The following is a 19780-nucleotide window of genomic DNA, read 5'->3' as shown; positions in this document are numbered from 1 at the left end:
CAGGGCCGGCCGCGCTTGACTTCGCCCCTCGCCACCTGTCGAGTGCGGCGGAGGCTTTGCGGGGGCAACGTCCAGACATGACATCGAGCAATGAACAGCCGGCCAGCGGAACGCCGGCCGGAGGCATGCCAGGCGGGCTGACGCCCGCAGGGCCTCCGGACAGCGGGCTGTCCTTCGTGCCCGTGGTCTGGCTCCTCTTCGTCATGGCATGGTCGGTCTACTGGCTGGTCTCGGCGCGGTGGCTGTTGGAGAGTTCCGGCGTGCCGGACAGGATCTTCTATTTCGTGCTTGGCGGACTGGCCTTCGACATCGTCACCATCGTGTGGGGGCTTTATCTGCTCGGCCTCGCCTTAAGCCGTTCCGCGCGCTTTCCGCGTCATTTCACCATCTGGCAGATCACCACCATCGCCTGGCGGCTGGCCGAGCAGGTCTATGCGCTGACCGTGCCCGATTTCACCGTCTCCGCCAGGGAGCTTGCGATCGCCGCCACCGAAATCGTCATCGGCCTGTTTTGCATTTACCTGCTGCGCCGCTGCGACGAGGCCAAGGCCTTTTATGCAAGGCCGGAAGCGCAGGCACCGTCAGCCTTTAGTTCGATCGTCGCCGCGCTGGCCGGCATCACCCTCGGCGCCGTCGTCGGCGCCGTCGCCGGCTTCGCGCTCGGCGCGGGGATCGCCGAAGCCACCGACATCAGCTGTTTCGAAGGCGGCTGCGGCTACTTCGCGGTGTTCATCGGCCTTGCCGGGCTGGTGGTCGGGGCCATTGGCGGCGGCGTCCTCGGCGTCTGGCTCGTCCATCGGCGGAGCCGAAAGGTTTCCATATAGGCGGGCGATAGGCTTCAAATTCGCGTATGGCGATTGCACGCCGGGCGTGCGCATTCTATTCCTCGCCTTGACCGGAAGGTCCTCGGGAGGAACTTGAGGATCGGGGAAGATTTTTCGATGTTGCGTTTTTTGTTTCGCCTCGCGGCCATGATCGCACTCTCGGTCGCCGTCATCATGGCCGTGCTCGACGCGACGCGCTCGGTGGCGGCTTCCGCATTGGTCATGACGCCGCTGAATTCGAGCTGGCTGGCGGTTTCGCCCGACACCCGCGCGGCCTTCGAGACCTTCGTGCGCGCCAAGGTCAATCCGGTGATATGGGATGGCGGCATCGCCTGGGTGCTTGCCCAGCCGGGGTTTGCCGTGTTCGCGCTGCTTGCCTTCATCCTCTATGCGATCGGCTACCGGCGCCGGCGGCGCGGCGGAGAATTCGCGCCGGGCTGATGGGTTGTGCCGGCGGACTTGCGACGACAACGCGGCAATCGTCCACAGCTGTCACCGCATTGGGCATGTTTTTCCAACGGGGGGCATGCTTTTCCAAAAGGTCAAAATTCCGCGTGAATTTTGTTTCGGGCCGTGCCAGATTGCCTTGAGCGGGAGGGGAGTACACTCCTGGCTGATGCCGCATGCCTGCCGGAGAACCGGGCAGGCGGACGGCGCGTAACGGAAAAAAATAACCGACAGGGTGTGGATCACATGAAACGTATCGTTCTCGGCCTCCTGGCCGCAACCGCAATGGTTCTTCCGGCTTTCGCCGCGGATGTCCAGCCGGCCATCCTCTACGATCTCGGCGGCAAGTTCGACAAGTCCTTCAACGAGGCTGCTTATCACGGGGCCGAAAAGTTCAAGACCGAGACCGGCACCGCCTATGTCGAGTTCGAAGTTTCGAACGCCTCGCAACGCGAGCAGGCGCTGCGCCGCTTCGCCGAGGACGGCCGCAACCCGATCGTCATGGCCGGGTTTGCCTGGGAGGATGCGCTGAAGGTGGTCGCGAAGGAATATCCCGATCTCAACTTCGCCATCATCGACGATGCCGTCGACATGCCCAATGTCCGCTCGCTGGTCTTCAAGGAAAACGAAGGCTCCTATCTCGTCGGTATCCTGGCGGCGATGGCCTCGAAGTCCAAGAAGGTCTCCTTCATCGGCGGCATGGACATTCCGCTGATCCGCAAGTTCGAATGCGGCTATGTCGGCGGCGCCAAGGCGGCCGGTGCGACCGATGTCATCCAGAACATGACCGGTGACACGCCCGCGGCGTGGAACGATCCGGCCAAGGGCGGCGAGATCGCCAAGACGCAGATCGACCAGGGCTCCGACGTCGTCTATGCCGCGGCCGGCGGCACCGGCGTCGGCGTGCTGCAGGCGGCGGCGGATGCCGGCAAGCTCGGCATCGGCGTCGATTCCAACCAGAACGGCCTGCAGCCCGGCAAGGTGCTGACCTCAATGCTGAAGCGCGTCGACGTTGCGGTCTACACCGCCTTCATGGACGGCAAGAACGGCACCTTCAAGGGCGGCCTGCAAAATCTCGGCCTCAAGGAAGGCGGCGTCGACTACGCCATGGACGACAACAACAAGGCGCTGGTCACCGACGAGATGAAGGCTGCCGTCGAAAAGGCCAAGGCCGACATCATCGCCGGCACGATCCAGGTGCACGACTACACCGCCGACAACGCCTGCCCGTATTGATCTGTATCCATTAGAGTTGAAACCGCCGGGCGAGAGTCCGGCGGTTTTGTTTTTGGGTTTGACGGGGGCCGCAACTTGAGAGGCGAGAGTGAAGCCGACCATCGGACCGATGACCGAACGCGATGTTGATGCAGTGGCGCGACTGCGCATCGCCGCCTTTTTCGAGGGCAGCGCAAGAACGCTGAATGAGGACGTCGCCGGGCTTCGCGAGTTGCTCAACGGAGATGGCTTCGAGGCGGCGCTTGTGGCGCGGATAAGGGACGTCCCGGTCGGGACCTGCCTGCTGGTTCGCCACGAACTTGAACCCGCGCATGAGCTGACGCCTTGGCTGGCGGGATTGGTCGTCGATAGCGACCACCGCGGCAAAGGGATCGGCCGCGCGCTGGTTGCAGCCATCGAAGCGCATGCAACCGCGATCGGTGTGGAGAGGACCTACCTCTATACGTGGGTGGCGCGAGACTTCTATGCCGGGCTCGGTTGGGCAGTGGTCGAGTCGTTTGAGCAGGACGGCTACCCGATGCTGCTGATGTCGCGCGAACTCGGCCTATAGCTGTCCGACGAGATAACCCAGCGCGAATACCATGATCAGCGCGATGGCGATGACGGCGCCGCGTCGGCCACCGAGCGAATGCACGCCGACGACGCCATAGGGCTTCCGCTCCAGTCTGCCGATCACCGGCTTCGCTTCGTCCTGGCCAACCACACGCATCTGCGGCAGTTCGGCGATGCGTTGCGAGATCAGCCGCCAGCGATCGCTGCCGCCCGATGGCGCACCACGGTCGAGGACATGCATGCGCTCGGCCAGCCGCATCACCGTGTCGCGGAAGGCGGGATCGACCTCCAGGTCGCGCTCGGCACGTTCGCGGTCGCGATCGTTCATCAGGCCAAGCACATAATCGCCCGCCCGCGCAACGCGGTCGCTTTCACCGGCCATAGGCTTCTCCTTGCTACCAGTGCGGCGGTTTGGTTATCGGCACGTCGGGTGCCGATTGTTCCTCCAGAGCCATGAAGCGCCCGGTCAGGGCATCGAGCTTGCGCTGCATGCGTTCGATCGCCGTCCACTGTTCGGCGATCTGGCCCGACAGTTCCTCGATGGTCTTTTCCTGCTCGGCGGCGCGGATTTCCAGCGTCGTCAGCCGGTCGACAGGCATGATCATTCGAAACTCCCGGTCCTGGTGCACGCAGTTGCAGCATGATGCGACTGTTGAGCCTTGCATATTAGTGAATGTGAAGGTCTGCGGCCACGTTCGAAATTGACAAGCGCACCGGGATTTGTCGAGAGTGGCCACTGCGCCGCCAATTGGCACGGGTGGGGCATCATGCTAGGCGTTTTGACCAAGCGATAAAAAAATAAGAGTGGGACAGGCTGCATGGCGCAAGCCGCAATCGAACTGATCGGCATCAACAAGAGTTTTGGCGCCGTTCGCGCCAATCGCGACATCAATCTGGAGATCGCACGCGGCACCATCCATGGCATCGTCGGCGAGAACGGCGCCGGCAAGTCGACGCTGATGTCGATCCTCTATGGCTTCTATCAGGCCGACAGCGGCGAGATCCGCGTCGGCGGCAAGCCGGCGTCGATCAAGACCTCCAACGACGCCATCGCGCTCGGCATCGGCATGGTGCATCAGCACTTCATGCTGGTCGACAATTTCACCGTGCTGGAAAACATCATCCTCGGCGCCGAAAGCGATGCGCTGTTGAAAAAGAGCATCGCCAAGGCGCGCTCCGAACTGGAGCGGCTCGAGCGCGAATACGGGCTGGAAGTCGATCCCGACGCCATCATCGAGGAATTGCCGGTCGGCCTGCAGCAGCGTGTGGAAATCCTCAAGGCGCTTTATCGCGGTGCCGAAATCCTGATTCTCGACGAGCCGACGGGCGTGTTGACGCCGGCCGAGGCCGACCATCTGTTCCGCATCCTCAGGCAATTGAAGGACCAGGGGAAAACGGTGGTGCTGATCACCCACAAGCTGCGCGAGATCATGGCCATCACCGACAATGTCTCGGTCATGCGCCAGGGCACGATGGTGGCGACGCGCGAGACCAGCAAGACGACAGTCGGCGAACTGGCCGAACTGATGGTCGGACGGCGCGTGCTGCTGCGGGTCGAAAAGGGCGAGACGGAGGCCGGCGCGGTCAAGCTCGCGGTCAAGAACCTGACGGTGAAAGACCAGCGCGGCGTCACCATGGTCGACGACATCTCCTTCGATATCCACGCCGGCGAGATCGTCGGCATTGCCGGTGTCGCCGGCAACGGCCAGTCCGAACTGCTCGAGGCGATTTCCGGCATCAGGCGCGCGGTTTCCGGCTCGGTGATGCTCGATGGCAAGCCGATCGACCTGACCGGGGCCGCCGATCCCGGCGAGTTGCGCGACCGTGGGCTCGCCCATGTGCCGGAGGACCGCCATCATGTCGGCCTGGTGCTGGCCTTCGAGGAGAACGAGAATTCGATCCTCGGCTACCATGACGACCCGCGCTACCTCAAAGGGCCGTTCTTCAACATCGACGCCATCATGACCGATGCCAAGGACAAGATCGAGAAATACGACATCCGTCCCGGCAATCCGCGTCTGAAGACGGCGAATTTCTCCGGCGGCAACCAGCAGAAGATCGTGCTGGCGCGAGAAATGGAGCAGGATCCCGGTGTTCTGATCGTCGGCCAGCCGACGCGCGGCGTCGATGTCGGCGCCATAGAATTCATCCACAAGCGGCTGATTGCCATGCGCGACCAGGGCAAGGCGGTGCTGGTGGTGTCGGTCGAGCTCGACGAGATCCGTTCGCTGTCGGACCGCATCCTGGTGATGTTTGCCGGGCGCATCGTCGGCGAACGTGGCCCGGAGGCGACCGAGGGCGAGCTTGGCCTGCTGATGGCAGGCGTCGATCGCCAGGAGGCGGCAGAGTGAGCACGCCTTACGCCAAACTGCCGGCCTGGGCCGATTATGGGCTGATCCCGCTGATCAATCTGTCAGTGGCTTTCATCGTTGCCGGTTTCGTCGTCATGCTGGTCGGCGAAAACCCGTTTCGTGCCGCCGTCATCCTGGTCGAGGGCGCTTTCGGCAAGGGAACCGGCATTGCCTTCACGCTGTTCTATGCCACCACCTTCATCTTCACCGGCCTGTCGGTGGCGGTGGCCGCGCATTGCGGCCTGTTCAACATCGGGACCGAGGGCCAGGCCTATATTGCCGGCCTTGGCGTGGGCGTGGTCTGCCTCGCCTTCGACACTGTGCTGCCGTGGTGGCTGACCTTTCCGCTGGCGATCGTCGCCGGAGCCGCCGTCGGTGCGCTGTGGGCGCTGATCCCGGCCTATCTGCAGGCCAAGCGCGGGTCGCACATCGTCATCACGACCATCATGTTCAACTTCATCGCAGCCTCGATCATGGTCTACCTCCTGGTCGGGCCGTTGAAGCCGGCGGCGTCGCAGGCGCCGCAGACGCGCAACTTCCTCGCCGGCGCCGAACTGCCCAAACTCAACTGGATCATCGAACTGTTCGGCGCCAAGATCCGCTCGGCGCCGTTCAACATCTGCTTCCTGCTGGCGCTGCTCATGGCATTCCTGGTCTGGCTGCTGATCTGGCGCACCAAGCTCGGCTACGAGATGCGCACCTATGGCCACAGCCCGAAAGCGGCGCGCTATGCCGGCATTTCGGAGACCCGCATCATCATCATCGCGATGATGATTTCGGGCGCGCTGGCCGGCATGATGACGCTGAACCCGGTGATGGGCGACCAGCACAATGTGGCGATCGATTTCGTCTCCGGCGCCGGCTTCGTCGGCATCGCCGTGGCGCTGATGGGCCGACTGCATCCGGTCGGCATCGTGCTGGCGGCGATCCTGTTCGGCATGCTCTACCAGGGCGGCGCCGAACTTGCCTTCGAAATGCCGGCGATTTCCCGCGACATGATCGTCATCATCCAGGGTTTGGTCATCCTGTTTGCCGGTGCGCTGGAGCACATGTTCCGGCCCTACGTCCAGGCGCTGTTCGCCTCGTTCAGTCCAAGGTCGGTCGGCATCGAAGCGGTCAAAGGGAAGGGCGCCTGAGATGGACGTCTTCATCGCCATCGTGCAGATCCTGGACTCGACCATACGCCTGTCGGTGCCGCTGCTACTCGCTTGCCTCGCCGGCCTCTATTCGGAACGCGCCGGCGTTTTCGACATCGGGCTGGAAGGCAAGATGCTGGTCGGCGCCTTTGCAGGTGCGGCCGCCGCTTCGGTCTTCCATTCGGCCTTCCTCGGTCTCGGCATGGCGATCGTGATGTCGGTCGCCTTTGCCCTGGTGCACGGCTTCGCCTCGATCACCCATCGCGGCAACCAGATCGTCTCCGGTGTGGCCATCAACTTCGTCGCCGCCGGCTCGACCATCATTCTGGGCCAAGCCTGGTTCCAGCAGGGCGGGCGAACGCCGGCGCTGCAGCCGGGCGAGCGTTTCGAGGCCATCACTCTGCCTGGTGCTGCCGCGATCCACGACGTGCCGATCATAGGGCCGATCTATTCCGAGCTGCTCTCTGGCCATTCGATCCTGGTCTATCTCGCTTTCGCCATGGTGCCGTTCACCTGGTGGGTGTTGTTTCGCACCCGCTTCGGCCTGCGCCTACGCGCCGTCGGCGAGAACCCGGCCGCCGTCGACACCGCCGGCATTTCGGTCGCTTGGCTGCGCTACCGGGCCCTGATCTGCACCGGTGTGCTGACCGGCATTGCCGGCGCCTACCTCTCGATGGTGCAGAATGGCGGCTTCGTGAAGGACATGACCGCGGGCAAGGGGTACATCGCACTGGCGGCGCTGATCTTTGCCAAATGGCGACCGGTCAACGCTATGTTCGCCTGTCTTCTGTTCGGCTTCCTCGACGCGGCGGCGATCCGCCTGCAGGGTTCGCCGCTGCCGTTGATCGGCAAGGTGCCGGTGCAGTTCATGCAGGCGCTGCCCTATGTGCTGACCGTGATCCTGCTTGCCGGCTTCATCGGCAAGGCGATCCCGCCGCGCGCCGGCGGCGTGCCGTATGTCAAGGAACGTTGATCCGGGCGCCCAGGAGCACTGAGTCGAGCATGCGGCTGGTGCTCGAAAGGCGCCACGAAAACGCAAAGCGCCGGGTTTTGACCACGATCGTCGGAGAGAACACCTGAATGTCGCATGATCTGTTCGAAGCCGCGCAGGAGGCCATGGCCAAGGCCTACGCGCCCTATTCGAAGTTTCCGGTGGGTGCGGCGTTGCGCACCGAAGACGGCCGTGTCTTCACCGGCGCCAACATCGAGGTCGCGTCCTATCCGGAAGGCTGGTGCGCCGAGACCACGGCGCTCGGCCATTACATCATGGGCGGCGGCGGCAAGATCGTCGAGATCGCCGTCATTGCCTCGCGCATGGCCAAATGCTCGCCCTGTGGCGGCTGCCGGCAAAGGCTGGCGGAGTTCTGCCGGCCGGACACGAAGCTCTATCTTTGCGACAACACCGGCGTGGTCGAGACCGTGACGATGGGCGACATGCTGCCCTACGGGTTTCGTGGCGACATTTTGAAGTGAGAGTTGGCTGATATGAAGGAAGCTCTGGACCACCTCGTCGAAAGGCTGGACGGGTTAGCGCCGACAACGGCGATGGTGCTGGGGTCGGGCCTTGGCGGGCTTGTCGACCAGGTCGAGAATGCCGTGCGCATCTCTTATGCCGACCTGCCGGGTTTCCCCCGCAGCGGGGTGACTGGCCATGCCGGCGAGGTGGTCGCGGGGCTTTTCGCTGGCACGCCGGTGCTGATGCTGTCCGGCCGCGCCCATTACTACGAGCACGGCGTTGCTGCTGCAATGCGGCCGGCGCTGGAGGTGCTTGCCGGCATCGGCATCACCAAGCTGATCCTTACCAATGCCGCCGGCTCGGTCGATCCCGACATGCTGCCTGGATCGGTGATGCTGATCACCGATCACATCAATTTCTCCGGCTCCAACCCGCTGATCGGCGAGCCGAGCGACCGCCGCTTCGTCGGCCTGACCGAAGCCTATGATGCCGGCTTGCGCGCGGCGATCGAACGGGCGGCGAAGGCGACAGGGACGGCGCTGCACAAGGGCGTCTATATGTGGTTTTCCGGTCCGTGTTTCGAAACCCCTGCTGAAATCCGCATGGCCCGCGTCATGGGCGCCAAAGCGGTAGGGATGTCGACCGTACCGGAGGTCATTCTCGCCCGCTTCCTTGGGCTTCGCGTAGCCGCCTGTTCGGTGATCACCAATCTCGCCGCCGGGATGACCGGGGCGGAACTGTCGCACCAGGAGACCAAGGACATGGCGCCGATCGGCGGCGCACGGTTGGCGACGATCCTTGCGCATGTGTTCCAGGATGGGTTGCCGGAGCCGAAGGGCGCCGCCTGATGCTTCCGCAGGAAATCATCCGCCGCAAGCGCGACGGCCAGAAACTGTCCGCACAGGAGATTTCGGCTTTTGTCGCGGGCGTGACTTCGGGCAGCGTCTCGGACGGCCAGGTCGGCGCCTTTGCCATGGCGGTGTTCTTCAACGGCATGAACCGCGACGAGGCGGTGGCGCTGACGCTCGCCATGCGGGATTCAGGCGATGTGCTCGACTGGTCGGACCTGCCGGGTCCGGTCACCGACAAACATTCGACCGGCGGCGTTGGCGACAATGTCTCGCTGATGCTGGCGCCGATCGTCGCCGCTTGCGGCGCCTATGTGCCGATGATATCCGGCAGGGGCCTTGGCCATACCGGCGGCACGCTGGACAAGATGGATGCCATCCCGGGCTATACCAGCCAGCCGGATATCGCGCGCTTCCGCAAGACGGTGCTCGAGACCGGCTGTGCCATCATCGGCCAGACCGCCGATCTCGCGCCCGCCGACCGTCGCCTCTATGCGATCCGCGATGTGACCGGAACGGTGGAATCGGTGCCGCTGATCACTGCCTCTATCCTGTCGAAGAAACTCGCGGCCGGCCTGCGGTCGCTGGTGCTCGACGTCAAGGTCGGCAATGGCGCCTTCATGGAGAAGTCGCGCGACGCGACAGCACTGGCCAACAGCCTGGTCGAGATCGCCAACGGCGCCGGCCTGAAGGCCTCGGCGCTGGTCACCGGCATGAACGAGCCGCTGGCGTCGGCGGCCGGCAACGCGGTCGAGGTGCGCAACGCCGTCGATTTCCTCACCGGAAGGTTCCGCGACAAGCGACTGGAGGATGTGACGCTGGCGCTGGCCGCCGAGATGCTGCAATCGGCAGGGCTGGCGTCGTCCAATCAGGACGGTCTCAGGCGCGCGGCCGAGACGCTGGCCGGCGGCCGCGCGGCAGCCGCCTTCGCGCGTATGGTCGCAGCCCTTGGCGGTCCCGCCGATTTCGTCGAGAAGCCGGAAAAATATCTGCCGAAAGCGGCGGTGGAGTTTGCGGTCAAGGCGGCAGGCAACGGCTTTGCCACCGGCATTGCCACCCGCGATATCGGCCTTGCCGTGGTCGGGCTCGGTGGCGGGCGTACGCGGCCGGACGACAGGATCGACCATGCGGTCGGCATCACCAGGCTGCTGCCGCTCGGCGCCGAGGTGCGGGCCGGCGAGCCGCTGGCGCTGGTCCACGCCCGCACGCAAGTGGAGGCCGAAGCGGCCGCAGCCGCCGTGCTTTCGGCCTATACGATCGGGGCGTCGAAACCAGCCGCCGACAAGACTGTCATCCGGCGCGTGCTGCCGCGCGGGTAGCGGAAGGCGCTACTGCACCAGCAACAGTGTGCCGTTTTCGACCTGGTATTTTGCCAGCCGCTGCAAAAAGCTCATGCCGATCAGGTTGGTGCGCAGCGCCTTGTCGTCGAGGACCACGGCCTGGATGTTGTCGACGCTGATCTTGCCGATCTGCAGGCGGTCGATGTTGACCACAGCGGCCCTGATCGCGCCATTGGCGGTGTTGACCTGATGGCTGAAATCCGACGGGTTGAGCGAGATGCCGATGCGGCGCGCCGTCGAGGTGTTGATGGCGACCAACGTGGCGCCGGTGTCGATCATGCCGTCGATCTGGCGGCCGTTGAGCTTGAAGGCGGAGGTGAAATGGCCGCGCTCGTCGGCCGCCACCAGGACCTTGCGACCTGTGGGCAGCGGTGCGGCCGGCTTGTCGGGAACCGAGGCGAGGCTCAGCTCGGGCTGCGGTTGCTGCTTGCCGGCGACGGTCGACTTCAACAGGTTGTCGAGAATCTGCGGGTTCGACTGATAGACGATCGGGATCGATGCCGACGTTCCGGCGAACACGCCCAGAATGAGAAGCTTGCGCAGCATGAACGGACCTTCGTGAAGGCCCATTCTCGTGCGCACATGGTGTTTGCCGCTTTAACGCCAACCCGAAACCGCGGCTTTGCGTAAACGGGCGGTAAACGACTGGATGCCAGCTGGCCTTGCCAGCCGCCGTCATTTGGTTCCGTACATGCGGTCGCCGGCATCGCCGAGGCCGGGCATGATGTAGCCCTTCTCGTTGAGCTGGCGGTCGATGGAAGCGGTAAAGACCGGGACATCCGGATGCGCCTTGGTGAAGCGCTCGATGCCTTCTGGCGCCGCCAGCAGGCAAAGGAAGCGGATGTTGGTGGCGCCGCGCTCCTTCAGCTTGTCGATGGCCGCGATGGCCGAGTTCGCGGTCGCCAGCATCGGATCGACGACGATCACCAGCCGGTCGGCGAGATCGCTCGGCGCCTTGAAGAAATATTCCACCGCCTCCAGCGTTTCGTGATCGCGGTAGAGGCCGACATGCGCGACGCGGGCCGCCGGGACCAGGTCGAGCAGGCCTTCGAGCAGGCCATTGCCGGCGCGCAGCACCGAGGCGAAGACCAGCTTCTTGCCCTCCAGCGTCGGCGCTTCCATGGTTTCCATCGGCGTTTCGATGGTCGTCGTCGTCAGTTCGAGGTTGCGGGTGACCTCGTAGCCGAGCAGCAGCGAGATCTCGCGCAGCAGCCGACGGAAACCGGCGGTCGACGTCTCCTTCTTGCGCATGATGGTGAGCTTGTGCTGGACAAGCGGGTGGTCGACGACGGTGACGCCCTGCATGGGTTGCTCCAGTGAATGGTGAATAGTGAATAGTGAATAGTGAGCAGGTTTGCGAGTCCCGATGGATCGATCATTGCCGTTGACAGGCCGAACCGCCGGCAAACCAGTCACCAGTCACCAGTCACCAGTCACCAGTCACCTCTTCGCATCGAGCCGGGCAAGCAGCGCGCTTTTCGTCTTCCTGTCGACGAAAGCCGCTTCGATCGCCGTCCTGGTGACGGCGGTCAAAGCTTTTTCATTCATGGAGAAATGCTCGGCGGCGATGTCGTATTCGCGCTTCAGCGAGGTCCAGAAATAGGGTGGGTCGTCGGAGTTCAGCGTCACCTTGCAGCCGGCCGCCTGCAGGGCAGGCAAAGGGTGATCGGCGAAACTGTCGTAGACTTTGAGCGCGATGTTGGAGCCGGGGCAGCATTCGAGCACGATGCCCTCATCGGCGATGCGGCGCACCAGGTCGGGATTTTCGATGGCGCGCACGCCATGGCCGATGCGCGAGGGGCGGATGTGGTCGAGTGCGGCCTGCACCGTCTCCCAGCCGGTCAACTCGCCGGCATGGATGGTGATACCAAGACCCGCTTCACGGGCGATCTCGAAGGCCCTGACATAATCCTCCATCTCGCCCATGCGTTCATCGCCGGCGACGCCGAAGCCGGTGACCAGCGGATTTCCGCAGCGCGCCGCAAAACGCGCCGCCTGCTCGATCGATTCGACGCCGACATGGCGTACGCCGGTGACGATCATGCGGCCCTCTATGCCGGTCTTGGCTTTGGCGCGCAGCATGCCTTCGCCGAGCGCATCGGTGTAGGCCTTGGGCGACAGGCCGGCCCTGACGGCATGGTCGGGCGAGGTGAAGACTTCGGAATAGATGGCGCCGTCGCGGGCAAGGCTGGTCAGATAATGGTCGGCGAGGCGGGCATAATCCTCCTCGGAGCGGAACAGGTCGGCGGAAAAGTCGTAAGCCGCGAGGAAAGAGGTGAAGTCGTGCCAGACGAACGAGCCGTTCTGGATATAAAGCGAGGTGTCCTTGCCGTATTTCTGCGCCTGGCGGACGACGAGTTCGGGCGCCGCTGCCCCCTCGATGTGGCAGTGCAGTTCCGCTTTCAAAGGCATGCAGTTATCCCGTCTCATCAGTCCAGGCCGTAAGCCCACCACCTGGGAGCGCGGCCGAACACCGCGCCTTAAACAATAGCGCCCGCACCATCGATCGGCTATGGTCCCGCCGGTTTTATGACGGATCAAAATAATGTCAGTTGAGAGAACCACGGCCGCGGGCGGCATGGAAACCTCCTATGGTTTCAAGAAGGTAGGGCCAGGCGACAAGCAGCCTCTGGTCAATGAGGTTTTCCACAAGGTGGCGAACCGCTACGACCTGATGAACGACCTGATGTCGGCCGGGCTGCACCGGCTGTGGAAGGATGCCATGGTGACATGGCTCAATCCGCCGAAACGTCCGGGCTGGAAAGTGCTCGACGTGGCGGGCGGCACCGGCGACATCGCCTTCCGCATCGTCGACGCCAGCCATGGCAACACGCATGCCACGGTGCTCGACGTCAACGGCTCGATGCTCAGCGTCGGCCGCGACCGGGCAGAAAAGAAGGGCCGGTCCGGGAATACCGATTTCGTCGAGGCCAATGCCGAGGAACTGCCTTTCACCGATAGCACCTTCGACGCCTACACCATCGCATTCGGCATCCGCAACGTGCCGCGCATCGATGTCGCGCTGACGGAAGCCTTTCGCGTGCTGAAGCCCGGCGGACGGTTCCTGTGCCTGGAGTTTTCCGAGGTCGAGATGCCGCTGCTCGACAAGGTCTACGAAGCCTGGTCGTTCAACGCCATTCCGCAGATCGGCAAGATGGTGACGGGCGACGGCGAGCCCTATTCCTATCTGGTCGAATCGATCCGCAAATTTCCCAACCAACAGAATTTTGCTGCCATGATCACCCGCGCCGGCTTCGAGCGCGTGTCGTTCCGCAACTATTCCGGCGGCATCGCAGCGCTTCATTCGGGCTGGAAGCTTTGAGGCCGGACAGTTTGCAGCAGCAGGGTAGACGATGAGCAGCGTCGGCGCCGCCTTTCGGCTCGCGCGGGCCGGCTGGGTGCTGGTCCGCGAGGGCGTGATCGCAGCATTGCCGGGGGACGAACTCAGCGGCCTGCCGAAATTCGGCTGGCGCATGGCCCGGCTGTTCACCCGCCGCCGCGCGCTCGCTTATGAGCGCAGCGACCGGCTGGCCAAGGCGGTGGTCCGGCTCGGACCCTCTTATGTCAAGCTCGGCCAGTTCCTGGCGACGCGGCCCGATGTCGTCGGCAACGACATGGCGCTCGACCTCGCCATGCTGCAGGACAAGATGCACACTTTTTCGCAGGCGGAAGCGGTGGCGGCGATCGAGGGCTCGCTCGGGCGCAAGATCGGCGAACTCTATACGCAGTTCGGCGGGCCGGTCGCGGCGGCCTCCATCGCCCAGGTCCATCCCGCGCAGGCCATGCATGACGGTGTCGATACCAAGGTGGCGGTGAAGGTGATCCGGCCTGGCGTGCGCCGCCGCTTCTTTCAGGATCTCGAAAGCTATTTCCTCGCCGCCCGGCTGCAGGAGAAATACATCCCGTCGTCGCGCCGGCTGCGGCCGGTCGAGGTGACCGAGACGCTGGCGCAGACCACCAAGATCGAGATGGATCTTCGCCTCGAGGCGGCCGCACTTTCGGAACTGGGCGAAAACACCAAGGACGATCCGGGCTTCCGCGTGCCGTCGGTCGACTGGGAGCGCACCGGGCGCGATGTGCTGACCATGGAATGGGTCGACGGCGTCAAGATGAACGACATCGCCGGCCTCGCGGCGGCGGGGCACGATCTGAAGGCGATCGCCACCAACCTGATCCAGTCGTTCCTGCGTCACACGCTGCGCGACGGCTTCTTCCATGCCGACATGCATCCAGGCAATCTGTTCGTCGAGGCCAATGGCAATATCGTCGCCGTCGATCTCGGCATTGCCGGACGGCTCGGCAAGAAGGAGCGCCGGTTCCTCGCCGAAATCCTCTACGGCTTCATCACCCGCGACTATTTGCGCGTCGCCGAGGTGCATTTCGAGGCCGGCTACGTGCCGCGCCAGCACAATGTCGCGGCTTTCGCGCAGGCGANTGCCGGACGGCTCGGCAAGAAGGAGCGCCGGTTCCTCGCCGAAATCCTCTACGGCTTCATCACGCGCGACTATCTGCGCGTCGCCGAGGTGCATTTCGAGGCCGGCTACGTGCCGCGCCAGCACAATGTCGCGGCTTTCGCGCAGGCGATCCGCGCCATCGGCGAGCCGATCCACGGCCAGCCGGCCGAGACCATTTCGATGGCCAAGCTTTTGACACTGCTCTTCGAGGTCACCGAACTTTTCGATATGGCCACGCGGTCGGAACTGATCCTGTTGCAGAAGACCATGGTGGTGGTGGAGGGCGTCGCGCGTACGCTCGACCCGGCCTTCAACATGTGGAAGACGGCCGAGCCGGTGGTCGGCCAGTGGATCGCCGGCAATCTCGGGCCGAGCGGCCTGCTGATGGACGCGCGCGACGGCGCCAAGGCGCTGCTGGCGCTCGCCCGCCAAGCGCCGGACCTTGCCGCTCGCACCGAGCGGCTGTCACGCGAGATCGATTTTATGGCGGAGCACGGCCTCCGCTTCGACGAGGCGACATCGCGCGCCATCGGCAAGGCCGAAGCCCGTTACACCCGCTCGGGCCGGCTGGCGTTATGGGTGATCGCGCTGACGCTGGTTTACATCGCGTGGAAGTTGCTCTGATCGCTTGCAACGCTAGCAATTGTGGTGCTAGCGTTGCAGTCGCACTATTGATGTCGCGGAGCAAGTCATGGGCACCATTACTGTCCGCAATCTAGCTGACGACGTGAAGCAGAAATTGCGTGAGCGCGCTGCGGCGCGCGGGGTGTCGATGGAGGAAGAGGCGCGTGATGCGCTTGCCAAAAGCGTGCTGTCGGCGGAAGCCGGCATGCCCGAGAGCGAAACCCTCCATGCAACAATCCGCCGCTTGGTTGAGCCTCATGGAGGTTTTGACATCGATCTGCCCCAGCGTGGTCAATCCACAAAAACGCACAAAACCCTCGACGGCAAGCGCATCCTGCTGATCATCGGCGGCGGCATCGCCGCCTACAAGGCGCTGGACCTGATCCGCCGGCTGCGCGAGCGCGGTGCGGCGGTGCGCGTCGTGATGACATCGGCGGCGCAGGAGTTCGTCACCACGCTTTCGGTCGGCGCGCTTTCGGCCGACCATGTCTTCACCGAACTGTTCGACCGCAATGACGAGCACGATGTCGGCCATATCCGACTGTCGCGCGAGGCCGACCTTCTGGTGGTGGCGCCGGCCACTGCCGATCTGATGGCCAAGCTCGCCAACGGCCATGCCAACGATCTGGCCTCGACGGTGCTGCTCGCCACCGACAAGAAGGTGCTGATGGCGCCGGCGATGAACCCGAAAATGTGGTCGCATGCCGCGACGAGCCGCAACCGGGCGACGCTCGCCAAGGATGGCATCGCCTTCGTCGGCCCGGCCAAGGGCGAGATGGCGGAAAGCAACGAGGCGGGCGAGGGCCGCATGGCCGAGCCGCTGGAGATCGTGGCAGTGATCGAGGCACTGCTCGACAGCAGGCCGAAGCCGCTGGCCGGCCGCAGGATCATCGTCACCTCGGGGCCGACGCATGAGCCGATCGACCCGGTGCGCTACATCGCCAACCGCTCTTCGGGCAAGCAGGGCCATGCGATTGCGGCAGCGCTGGCAAGACTGGGCGCGGATGTACGCCTGATCTCCGGTCCGGTCAGCATTGCCGATCCGGCCGGCGTTGTGACGACACATGTCGAGACCGCGGCCGAGATGAAGGCCGCCGTCGAACAGTTGTTGCCGGCGGACGCCGCGGTCTTCGTAGCTGCCGTCGCCGACTGGCGCACCGCTGGCACGGCCGGCGAGAAGATCAAGAAGGTGGCGGGCCAGGGCCCACCGGCGCTGCAAATGGTCGAAAACCCCGACATTCTCGCCGGCGTCGGTCATCACCGGCAACGGCCGGGGCTGGTTGTCGGCTTCGCCGCCGAGACGCAGGACCTGATTGCGAATGCCGAGGCCAAGCTGAAGAAGAAGCGCGCCGATTTCATTGTCGCCAACGATGTCTCGCATGAAAGCGGCGTCGGCCCCACCGGCGTCATGGGCGGCGACCGCAACAAGGTGCGCATCGTCTCGAAGGACGGTGTCGAGGAATGGCCTGAGATGGGCAAGGGCGAGGTGGCGGCGCGGCTCGCCGCGTTCATCGCCGAGCGTTTGCAAGCCTGAGCGGCCGCCGGTTCTGCAATCGGGCAGGCCATGGTCTTGCAAGCAGCCTTGTGGCCGAGGGCATTTGACGCCGACAGCGCCGGCGGAATGCTGTCGCCAAATTCTCGATCGGCCGTGCCCTCAGCCTGGCGCCAGTTGCGGCCGGCGTGCCTCCAAAGCCATCTTCAACGCCGCCAGGCAACCGACAATGCCGAGTGGCACGAAGGCCAGGTACAGCCAGCCGGCGACGTGCGCTGCTGCCTCGCGGTTCAGTCCGTCCGCAAAGCCGCTGGCATTGGCGATGATGCCGGCCATGGCGGCGCCCACGGCGTAGCCGATGCGCTGCATGGTCGGCACGGCGGCCGAGGCGATCGTCTGCTCGCCGTCGCGGGCCGAGGCGACGATGATGCGGGTCAGGAAGGGCCATGACACGCCGAAGCCACCGCCTTGCAACAAAGCGCAGAGCAGGATCACCGGGATCGAGCCGGCGGGGATGGCATAGGCGAAACCGGCGAGGCCGGCTGCAATCATCAGCGCGCCGATGACGAGGATCTGCCGTTCGCGCTGCAGCGGCGCATTGGCGACGGCGATCGACAGGATCGACCAGGCGATCGATTCGGCGGCGATGATGTAGCCTGTGGTCAGGATCGGGATGCCGTGCAGCGTGGTAAGCAGAAGCGGCCCGTAGATGGAAAAAGAGACTGTCGCCACCGAGAAGGCGGCAACCATGCTCATGCCGCTGCCGACCGGCGAGCGCCATGAGAACAGGCCCGACGGGAACAGTCGCGATTGCGGCTTCATGGCGTCGACGAAAACGAACAGCGCCAGGCCGGCGAGGCCGAGGGCCAGCAGCAGCGACGAGCGCAGCAAGGCGACGTCGACGCCTGCGGTGGCGATCAGCACGACGGCGATGGCGAGGCAGCCAAGTGCTGCATAGGGGAAGGGCGGCGAGGTGCCGGCGGCGGCTTGCGGCTTCGTCGCTTCCGGCGTGTTCAGGACGATGAAGCTTGCCGATGCCATGGCGATGCCACCCAGCACGAAGACGCCGAAGGCCCAGCGCCAGGACAGGAGCTCGACCATGATCGCGCCGAGCATCGGGCCGCTGAACGCGGCGACGCCCCAGATCGCCGACATTATGCCGAACAGCTGTGGCCAGATGTTGCGGTTAAACAGCCGCTCGACCGAGACGAAGGCCAGCGACACCAGCGCACCGCCGCCGAGCCCCTCGACCAGACGGCCGGCAAGAAACACCGGCATGGACGGCGCGGTGGCGCAGATCAGGGCGCCCACGGCATAGAGCAGGGCGGCGACCGTGACGTTGGAGCGTAGAGCGACATAGCTGACCAGCCGCCCCGCCGCAGCGCCGGCGACAATGGCGCCGAGCTCGTAGACGGCCAGCGACCAGCCGACGAACTGCACACCGGCGAGGTCCCCGACCATGGCCGGCATGACCGTCGCCACCATCGTCTCGTTGGTGGCGTGCAGCAGGATGCCGAGGCTGATGAAGCAGAAGCGCGCGAGGTCGCCGCTTGCCCACAATGCCCGCCAGTCGACCTTGTTGCTGGTGATTTCAGTCATTCTTTTACCCTGCCTTTGCATATCTCGATGCCGGCGCATGGCGCCAGAAGCCAGTCGGGCTTTCCGGCGGGGCCATGCGCGCTGTTTCAGTCAGGCGAGTTGTAAAACCTCAAGCGCAGTTGAGCTCAAGTGGCTTTTTATCGAAGTGCAAACGGTCGAGATTGGCCGGAAGCCTCTCCGCTTGATGCGCCGGTCAGTTCTCAATGCTGCGCAGCTGAAACTGGCTGACGCCGATGGCAATGTTGATACCGGTCTGCGTCTGCAGGCTGAGCGGCTGCAGGGTGAAGGCCTGCGAGGAGCCGCCGACCAGGAGATTGGCGCCGGCGCCGACCGCCGCCGTCACTTCGGCGCTGGCCCCGATATAGTCGCCGGCCAACGCGCCGGGCGCATAGATGTTCCTCAGCGGCGTCAGCACCAGCCATTGCATGACGGTCTGCTTGGTGGTGCCGATGTCGAGCCCGTATTTGTTGACGGCGCCGAAATAGGCTTCCGGCGAAAAGCTCTTGTCGGCCGGCGTGAAGGTGCAGCTCAGATCCTTGCTGGAGCCGAAGATGAACCCGGTGCCGCCGCCGATGGCGCAATCGAGCACACCGAGTTCGATGCCCTGGTCTTGCGCCTGGGCCTGGGCGGTACAGATGATGGTGATAGCGGCGGCGATGGCTGGTTTCAGCACGGCGGATCCCCCAAAAAGCATGCGGCGCGAAACAGTAACCTGTTCCGCGCCGCGCGTAGAGGGATCAGTCGATACTTATTTGCCGATGCTTATTTGAACGAGTGGATCAGCTCCAGGGAGGTCACGGCGACCGCTACATTGACGCCGGTCTGCGCCTGGACGCTGAGCGGCTCCAGCACAAAGGCGCCGTCGAGCCCGCCGACCAGCAGATTGGCGCCGCCGCCGGTCACCACGCTCGCCTCGGCGTTGACGCCGTAATAATGGCCGGCAAGGTCGCCCTCGTCATGGCCGCGGGTGGCGGCCAGAACCGCCCACACCAGCTGGCCCTGATGCGTCTGGCCGAGATCGACCCCGAGCTTGGAGATCATCCCCGTGTATTTCTCGGACGGCCCATGGTGATAAGGGCGGAACGTGCAGTCGACGCCCTTGTTCGACGTGATGACGTAACCGACGCCGCCGTCGATGGTGCAATCGAGCGTGCCGAGCTGAAGCTTGCCGGCGCTGGCGGGAACGGCAAGCAGCGTCGTGGCAAGTGCCGCGGCACAGATGATTTTCTTGATCATGGGTCAGTCCTTTCGAAAATGCCTTCAACAACGGTTGAATGGCCCGGAGCGTTCCGCTGAAAACTTGGCGCGATCAAGGCAGGGGTTAGCGCTTTGCCCCCGGTGGTTAAGATTGGGTGATAGTGGGGTTTTCTGGATACGCAATCCCTAGGGGAAGGGCTCTGCGCTTTCCCTTGGGAGAAACC

21 protein-coding genes are annotated in these 19780 nt (G+C 64.3%); 13 read left to right on the top strand and 8 right to left on the bottom strand.

What is annotated here, in order from left to right; genetic code table 11:
• The first annotated feature begins 77 nt into the window (after positions 1–77).
• From X756_RS162780 to X756_RS162795, 4 genes are all read left to right on the top strand, one after another.
• Positions 78–824 carry a hypothetical protein gene (locus tag X756_RS162780; RefSeq protein ID WP_023728448.1) on the top strand — a complete coding sequence of 249 codons (747 nt, stop codon included), beginning with the start codon at positions 78–80 and terminating at the stop codon, positions 822–824.
• Between the two features lie 117 nt (positions 825–941).
• Positions 942–1265: a hypothetical protein gene (locus X756_RS162785; protein ID WP_023728447.1), complete on the top strand. Its 324-nt coding sequence runs from the start codon at positions 942–944 to the stop codon at positions 1263–1265.
• Positions 1266–1517: 252 nt separating this feature from the next.
• Positions 1518–2507 carry a BMP family ABC transporter substrate-binding protein gene (locus X756_RS162790; protein ID WP_023683177.1) on the top strand — a complete coding sequence of 330 codons (990 nt, stop codon included), beginning with the start codon at positions 1518–1520 and terminating at the stop codon, positions 2505–2507.
• Positions 2508–2595: 88 nt separating this feature from the next.
• Complete coding sequence (locus X756_RS162795) at positions 2596–3057, top strand: GNAT family N-acetyltransferase (RefSeq protein ID WP_023704058.1); 462 nt, start codon at positions 2596–2598, stop codon at positions 3055–3057.
• On the opposite strand, the gene X756_RS162800 is transcribed toward X756_RS162795, so the two are convergent.
• Positions 3052–3441 carry a hypothetical protein gene (locus tag X756_RS162800; protein WP_023728446.1) on the bottom strand — a complete coding sequence of 130 codons (390 nt, stop codon included), beginning with the start codon at positions 3439–3441 and terminating at the stop codon, positions 3052–3054. The genes X756_RS162795 and X756_RS162800 overlap by 6 nt on opposite strands.
• Positions 3442–3454: 13 nt before the next feature.
• On the bottom strand, positions 3455–3661 hold the full coding sequence (locus X756_RS162805) for a SlyX family protein (protein ID WP_196813821.1): 207 nt from the start codon (positions 3659–3661) through the stop codon (positions 3455–3457).
• A gap of 216 nt (positions 3662–3877) precedes the next feature.
• On the opposite strand from X756_RS162805, the gene X756_RS162810 reads away from it, so the two are divergent.
• From X756_RS162810 to deoA, 6 genes are all read left to right on the top strand, one after another.
• Entirely contained in the window at positions 3878–5410 is a 1533-nt protein-coding gene (locus tag X756_RS162810) for an ABC transporter ATP-binding protein (protein WP_023728445.1), read from the top strand.
• The gene (locus X756_RS162815) at positions 5407–6546 is read left to right on the top strand and encodes an ABC transporter permease (protein WP_023686470.1); all 1140 of its coding nucleotides are present in this window, start codon (positions 5407–5409) and stop codon (positions 6544–6546) included. Before X756_RS162810 ends, X756_RS162815 begins: the two co-directional genes overlap by 4 nt.
• Position 6547: 1 nt before the next feature.
• The gene (locus tag X756_RS162820; RefSeq protein WP_023683182.1) at positions 6548–7519 is read left to right on the top strand and encodes an ABC transporter permease; all 972 of its coding nucleotides are present in this window, start codon (positions 6548–6550) and stop codon (positions 7517–7519) included.
• A 107-nt stretch (positions 7520–7626) separates the two neighbouring features.
• On the top strand, positions 7627–8019 hold the full coding sequence (gene cdd, locus X756_RS162825; protein WP_023683183.1) for a cytidine deaminase: 393 nt from the start codon (positions 7627–7629) through the stop codon (positions 8017–8019).
• 12 nt (positions 8020–8031) lie between these two features.
• Positions 8032–8850 carry a purine-nucleoside phosphorylase gene (locus tag X756_RS162830; protein ID WP_023707594.1) on the top strand — a complete coding sequence of 273 codons (819 nt, stop codon included), beginning with the start codon at positions 8032–8034 and terminating at the stop codon, positions 8848–8850.
• Positions 8850–10169, top strand: a complete 1320-nt coding sequence (deoA, locus tag X756_RS162835) for a thymidine phosphorylase (RefSeq protein WP_023728444.1) — start codon at positions 8850–8852, stop codon at positions 10167–10169. The genes X756_RS162830 and deoA overlap by 1 nt, the downstream gene beginning before the upstream one ends.
• A 9-nt stretch (positions 10170–10178) precedes the next feature.
• Here deoA and X756_RS162840 read toward each other — a convergent pair whose 3' ends face one another.
• The 3 genes from X756_RS162840 to X756_RS162850 all read right to left on the bottom strand — a co-directional run bounded on the left by X756_RS162840 (position 10179) and on the right by X756_RS162850 (position 12602).
• Positions 10179–10736: a TIGR02281 family clan AA aspartic protease gene (locus X756_RS162840; RefSeq protein WP_023728443.1), complete on the bottom strand. Its 558-nt coding sequence runs from the start codon at positions 10734–10736 to the stop codon at positions 10179–10181.
• 129 nt (positions 10737–10865) lie between these two features.
• A complete protein-coding gene (gene upp, locus X756_RS162845; RefSeq protein WP_023671129.1) occupies positions 10866–11495 on the bottom strand; it encodes a uracil phosphoribosyltransferase in 630 nt (209 codons plus the stop codon).
• A gap of 135 nt (positions 11496–11630) precedes the next feature.
• On the bottom strand, positions 11631–12602 hold the full coding sequence (locus X756_RS162850) for an adenosine deaminase (protein ID WP_023683187.1): 972 nt from the start codon (positions 12600–12602) through the stop codon (positions 11631–11633).
• A gap of 133 nt (positions 12603–12735) precedes the next feature.
• Here X756_RS162850 and ubiE point away from each other — a divergent pair, with 133 nt between their 5' ends.
• From ubiE to coaBC, 3 genes are all read left to right on the top strand, one after another.
• Positions 12736–13512 carry a bifunctional demethylmenaquinone methyltransferase/2-methoxy-6-polyprenyl-1,4-benzoquinol methylase UbiE gene (gene ubiE / locus X756_RS162855; protein WP_023728442.1) on the top strand — a complete coding sequence of 259 codons (777 nt, stop codon included), beginning with the start codon at positions 12736–12738 and terminating at the stop codon, positions 13510–13512.
• 31 nt (positions 13513–13543) lie between these two features.
• Positions 13544–15268, top strand: coding sequence for an AarF/UbiB family protein (locus X756_RS1000000169665; protein ID WP_023728441.1), 1725 nt, complete (start codon positions 13544–13546; stop codon positions 15266–15268).
• 67 nt (positions 15269–15335) lie between these two features.
• A complete protein-coding gene (coaBC, locus tag X756_RS162860; RefSeq protein WP_023728440.1) occupies positions 15336–16802 on the top strand; it encodes a bifunctional phosphopantothenoylcysteine decarboxylase/phosphopantothenate--cysteine ligase CoaBC in 1467 nt (488 codons plus the stop codon).
• Between the two features lie 120 nt (positions 16803–16922).
• Here the strand turns inward: coaBC and X756_RS162865 are convergent, their stop codons facing one another.
• From X756_RS162865 to X756_RS162875, 3 genes are all read right to left on the bottom strand, one after another.
• Positions 16923–18359, bottom strand: a complete 1437-nt coding sequence (locus X756_RS162865) for an MFS transporter (RefSeq protein ID WP_023728439.1) — start codon at positions 18357–18359, stop codon at positions 16923–16925.
• Between the two features lie 193 nt (positions 18360–18552).
• Complete coding sequence (locus X756_RS162870; protein WP_023683192.1) at positions 18553–19032, bottom strand: DUF992 domain-containing protein; 480 nt, start codon at positions 19030–19032, stop codon at positions 18553–18555.
• Between the two features lie 89 nt (positions 19033–19121).
• On the bottom strand, positions 19122–19595 hold the full coding sequence (locus X756_RS162875) for a DUF992 domain-containing protein (RefSeq protein WP_023671136.1): 474 nt from the start codon (positions 19593–19595) through the stop codon (positions 19122–19124).
• Positions 19596–19780 lie beyond the last annotated feature (185 nt).

This window comes from Mesorhizobium sp. LNJC405B00, from assembly GCF_000502615.1.
In the GTDB taxonomy this organism is placed as follows: domain Bacteria; phylum Pseudomonadota; class Alphaproteobacteria; order Rhizobiales; family Rhizobiaceae; genus Mesorhizobium.
This window is presented reverse-complemented; position numbering and strand designations above follow the sequence as displayed.

What these genes read in the sequence shown, in the direction of transcription:
- X756_RS162780 (WP_023728448.1), top strand. Translation starts at nt 78, where the DNA reads ATGACATCGAGCAATGAACAGCCGGCCAGCGGAACGCCGGCCGGAGGC.
- X756_RS162785 (WP_023728447.1), top strand. Translation starts at nt 942, where the DNA reads ATGTTGCGTTTTTTGTTTCGCCTCGCGGCCATGATCGCACTCTCGGTC.
- X756_RS162790 (WP_023683177.1), top strand. Translation starts at nt 1,518, where the DNA reads ATGAAACGTATCGTTCTCGGCCTCCTGGCCGCAACCGCAATGGTTCTT.
- X756_RS162800 (WP_023728446.1), bottom strand. Translation starts at nt 3,441, where the DNA reads ATGGCCGGTGAAAGCGACCGCGTTGCGCGGGCGGGCGATTATGTGCTT.
- X756_RS162810 (WP_023728445.1), top strand. Translation starts at nt 3,878, where the DNA reads ATGGCGCAAGCCGCAATCGAACTGATCGGCATCAACAAGAGTTTTGGC.
- X756_RS162820 (WP_023683182.1), top strand. Translation starts at nt 6,548, where the DNA reads ATGGACGTCTTCATCGCCATCGTGCAGATCCTGGACTCGACCATACGC.
- cdd (WP_023683183.1), top strand. Translation starts at nt 7,627, where the DNA reads ATGTCGCATGATCTGTTCGAAGCCGCGCAGGAGGCCATGGCCAAGGCC.
- X756_RS162830 (WP_023707594.1), top strand. Translation starts at nt 8,032, where the DNA reads ATGAAGGAAGCTCTGGACCACCTCGTCGAAAGGCTGGACGGGTTAGCG.
- deoA (WP_023728444.1), top strand. Translation starts at nt 8,850, where the DNA reads ATGCTTCCGCAGGAAATCATCCGCCGCAAGCGCGACGGCCAGAAACTG.
- X756_RS162840 (WP_023728443.1), bottom strand. Translation starts at nt 10,736, where the DNA reads ATGCTGCGCAAGCTTCTCATTCTGGGCGTGTTCGCCGGAACGTCGGCA.
- upp (WP_023671129.1), bottom strand. Translation starts at nt 11,495, where the DNA reads ATGCAGGGCGTCACCGTCGTCGACCACCCGCTTGTCCAGCACAAGCTC.
- X756_RS162850 (WP_023683187.1), bottom strand. Translation starts at nt 12,602, where the DNA reads ATGCCTTTGAAAGCGGAACTGCACTGCCACATCGAGGGGGCAGCGGCG.
- ubiE (WP_023728442.1), top strand. Translation starts at nt 12,736, where the DNA reads ATGTCAGTTGAGAGAACCACGGCCGCGGGCGGCATGGAAACCTCCTAT.
- coaBC (WP_023728440.1), top strand. Translation starts at nt 15,336, where the DNA reads ATGGGCACCATTACTGTCCGCAATCTAGCTGACGACGTGAAGCAGAAA.
- X756_RS162865 (WP_023728439.1), bottom strand. Translation starts at nt 18,359, where the DNA reads ATGACTGAAATCACCAGCAACAAGGTCGACTGGCGGGCATTGTGGGCA.
- X756_RS162875 (WP_023671136.1), bottom strand. Translation starts at nt 19,595, where the DNA reads ATGATCAAGAAAATCATCTGTGCCGCGGCACTTGCCACGACGCTGCTT.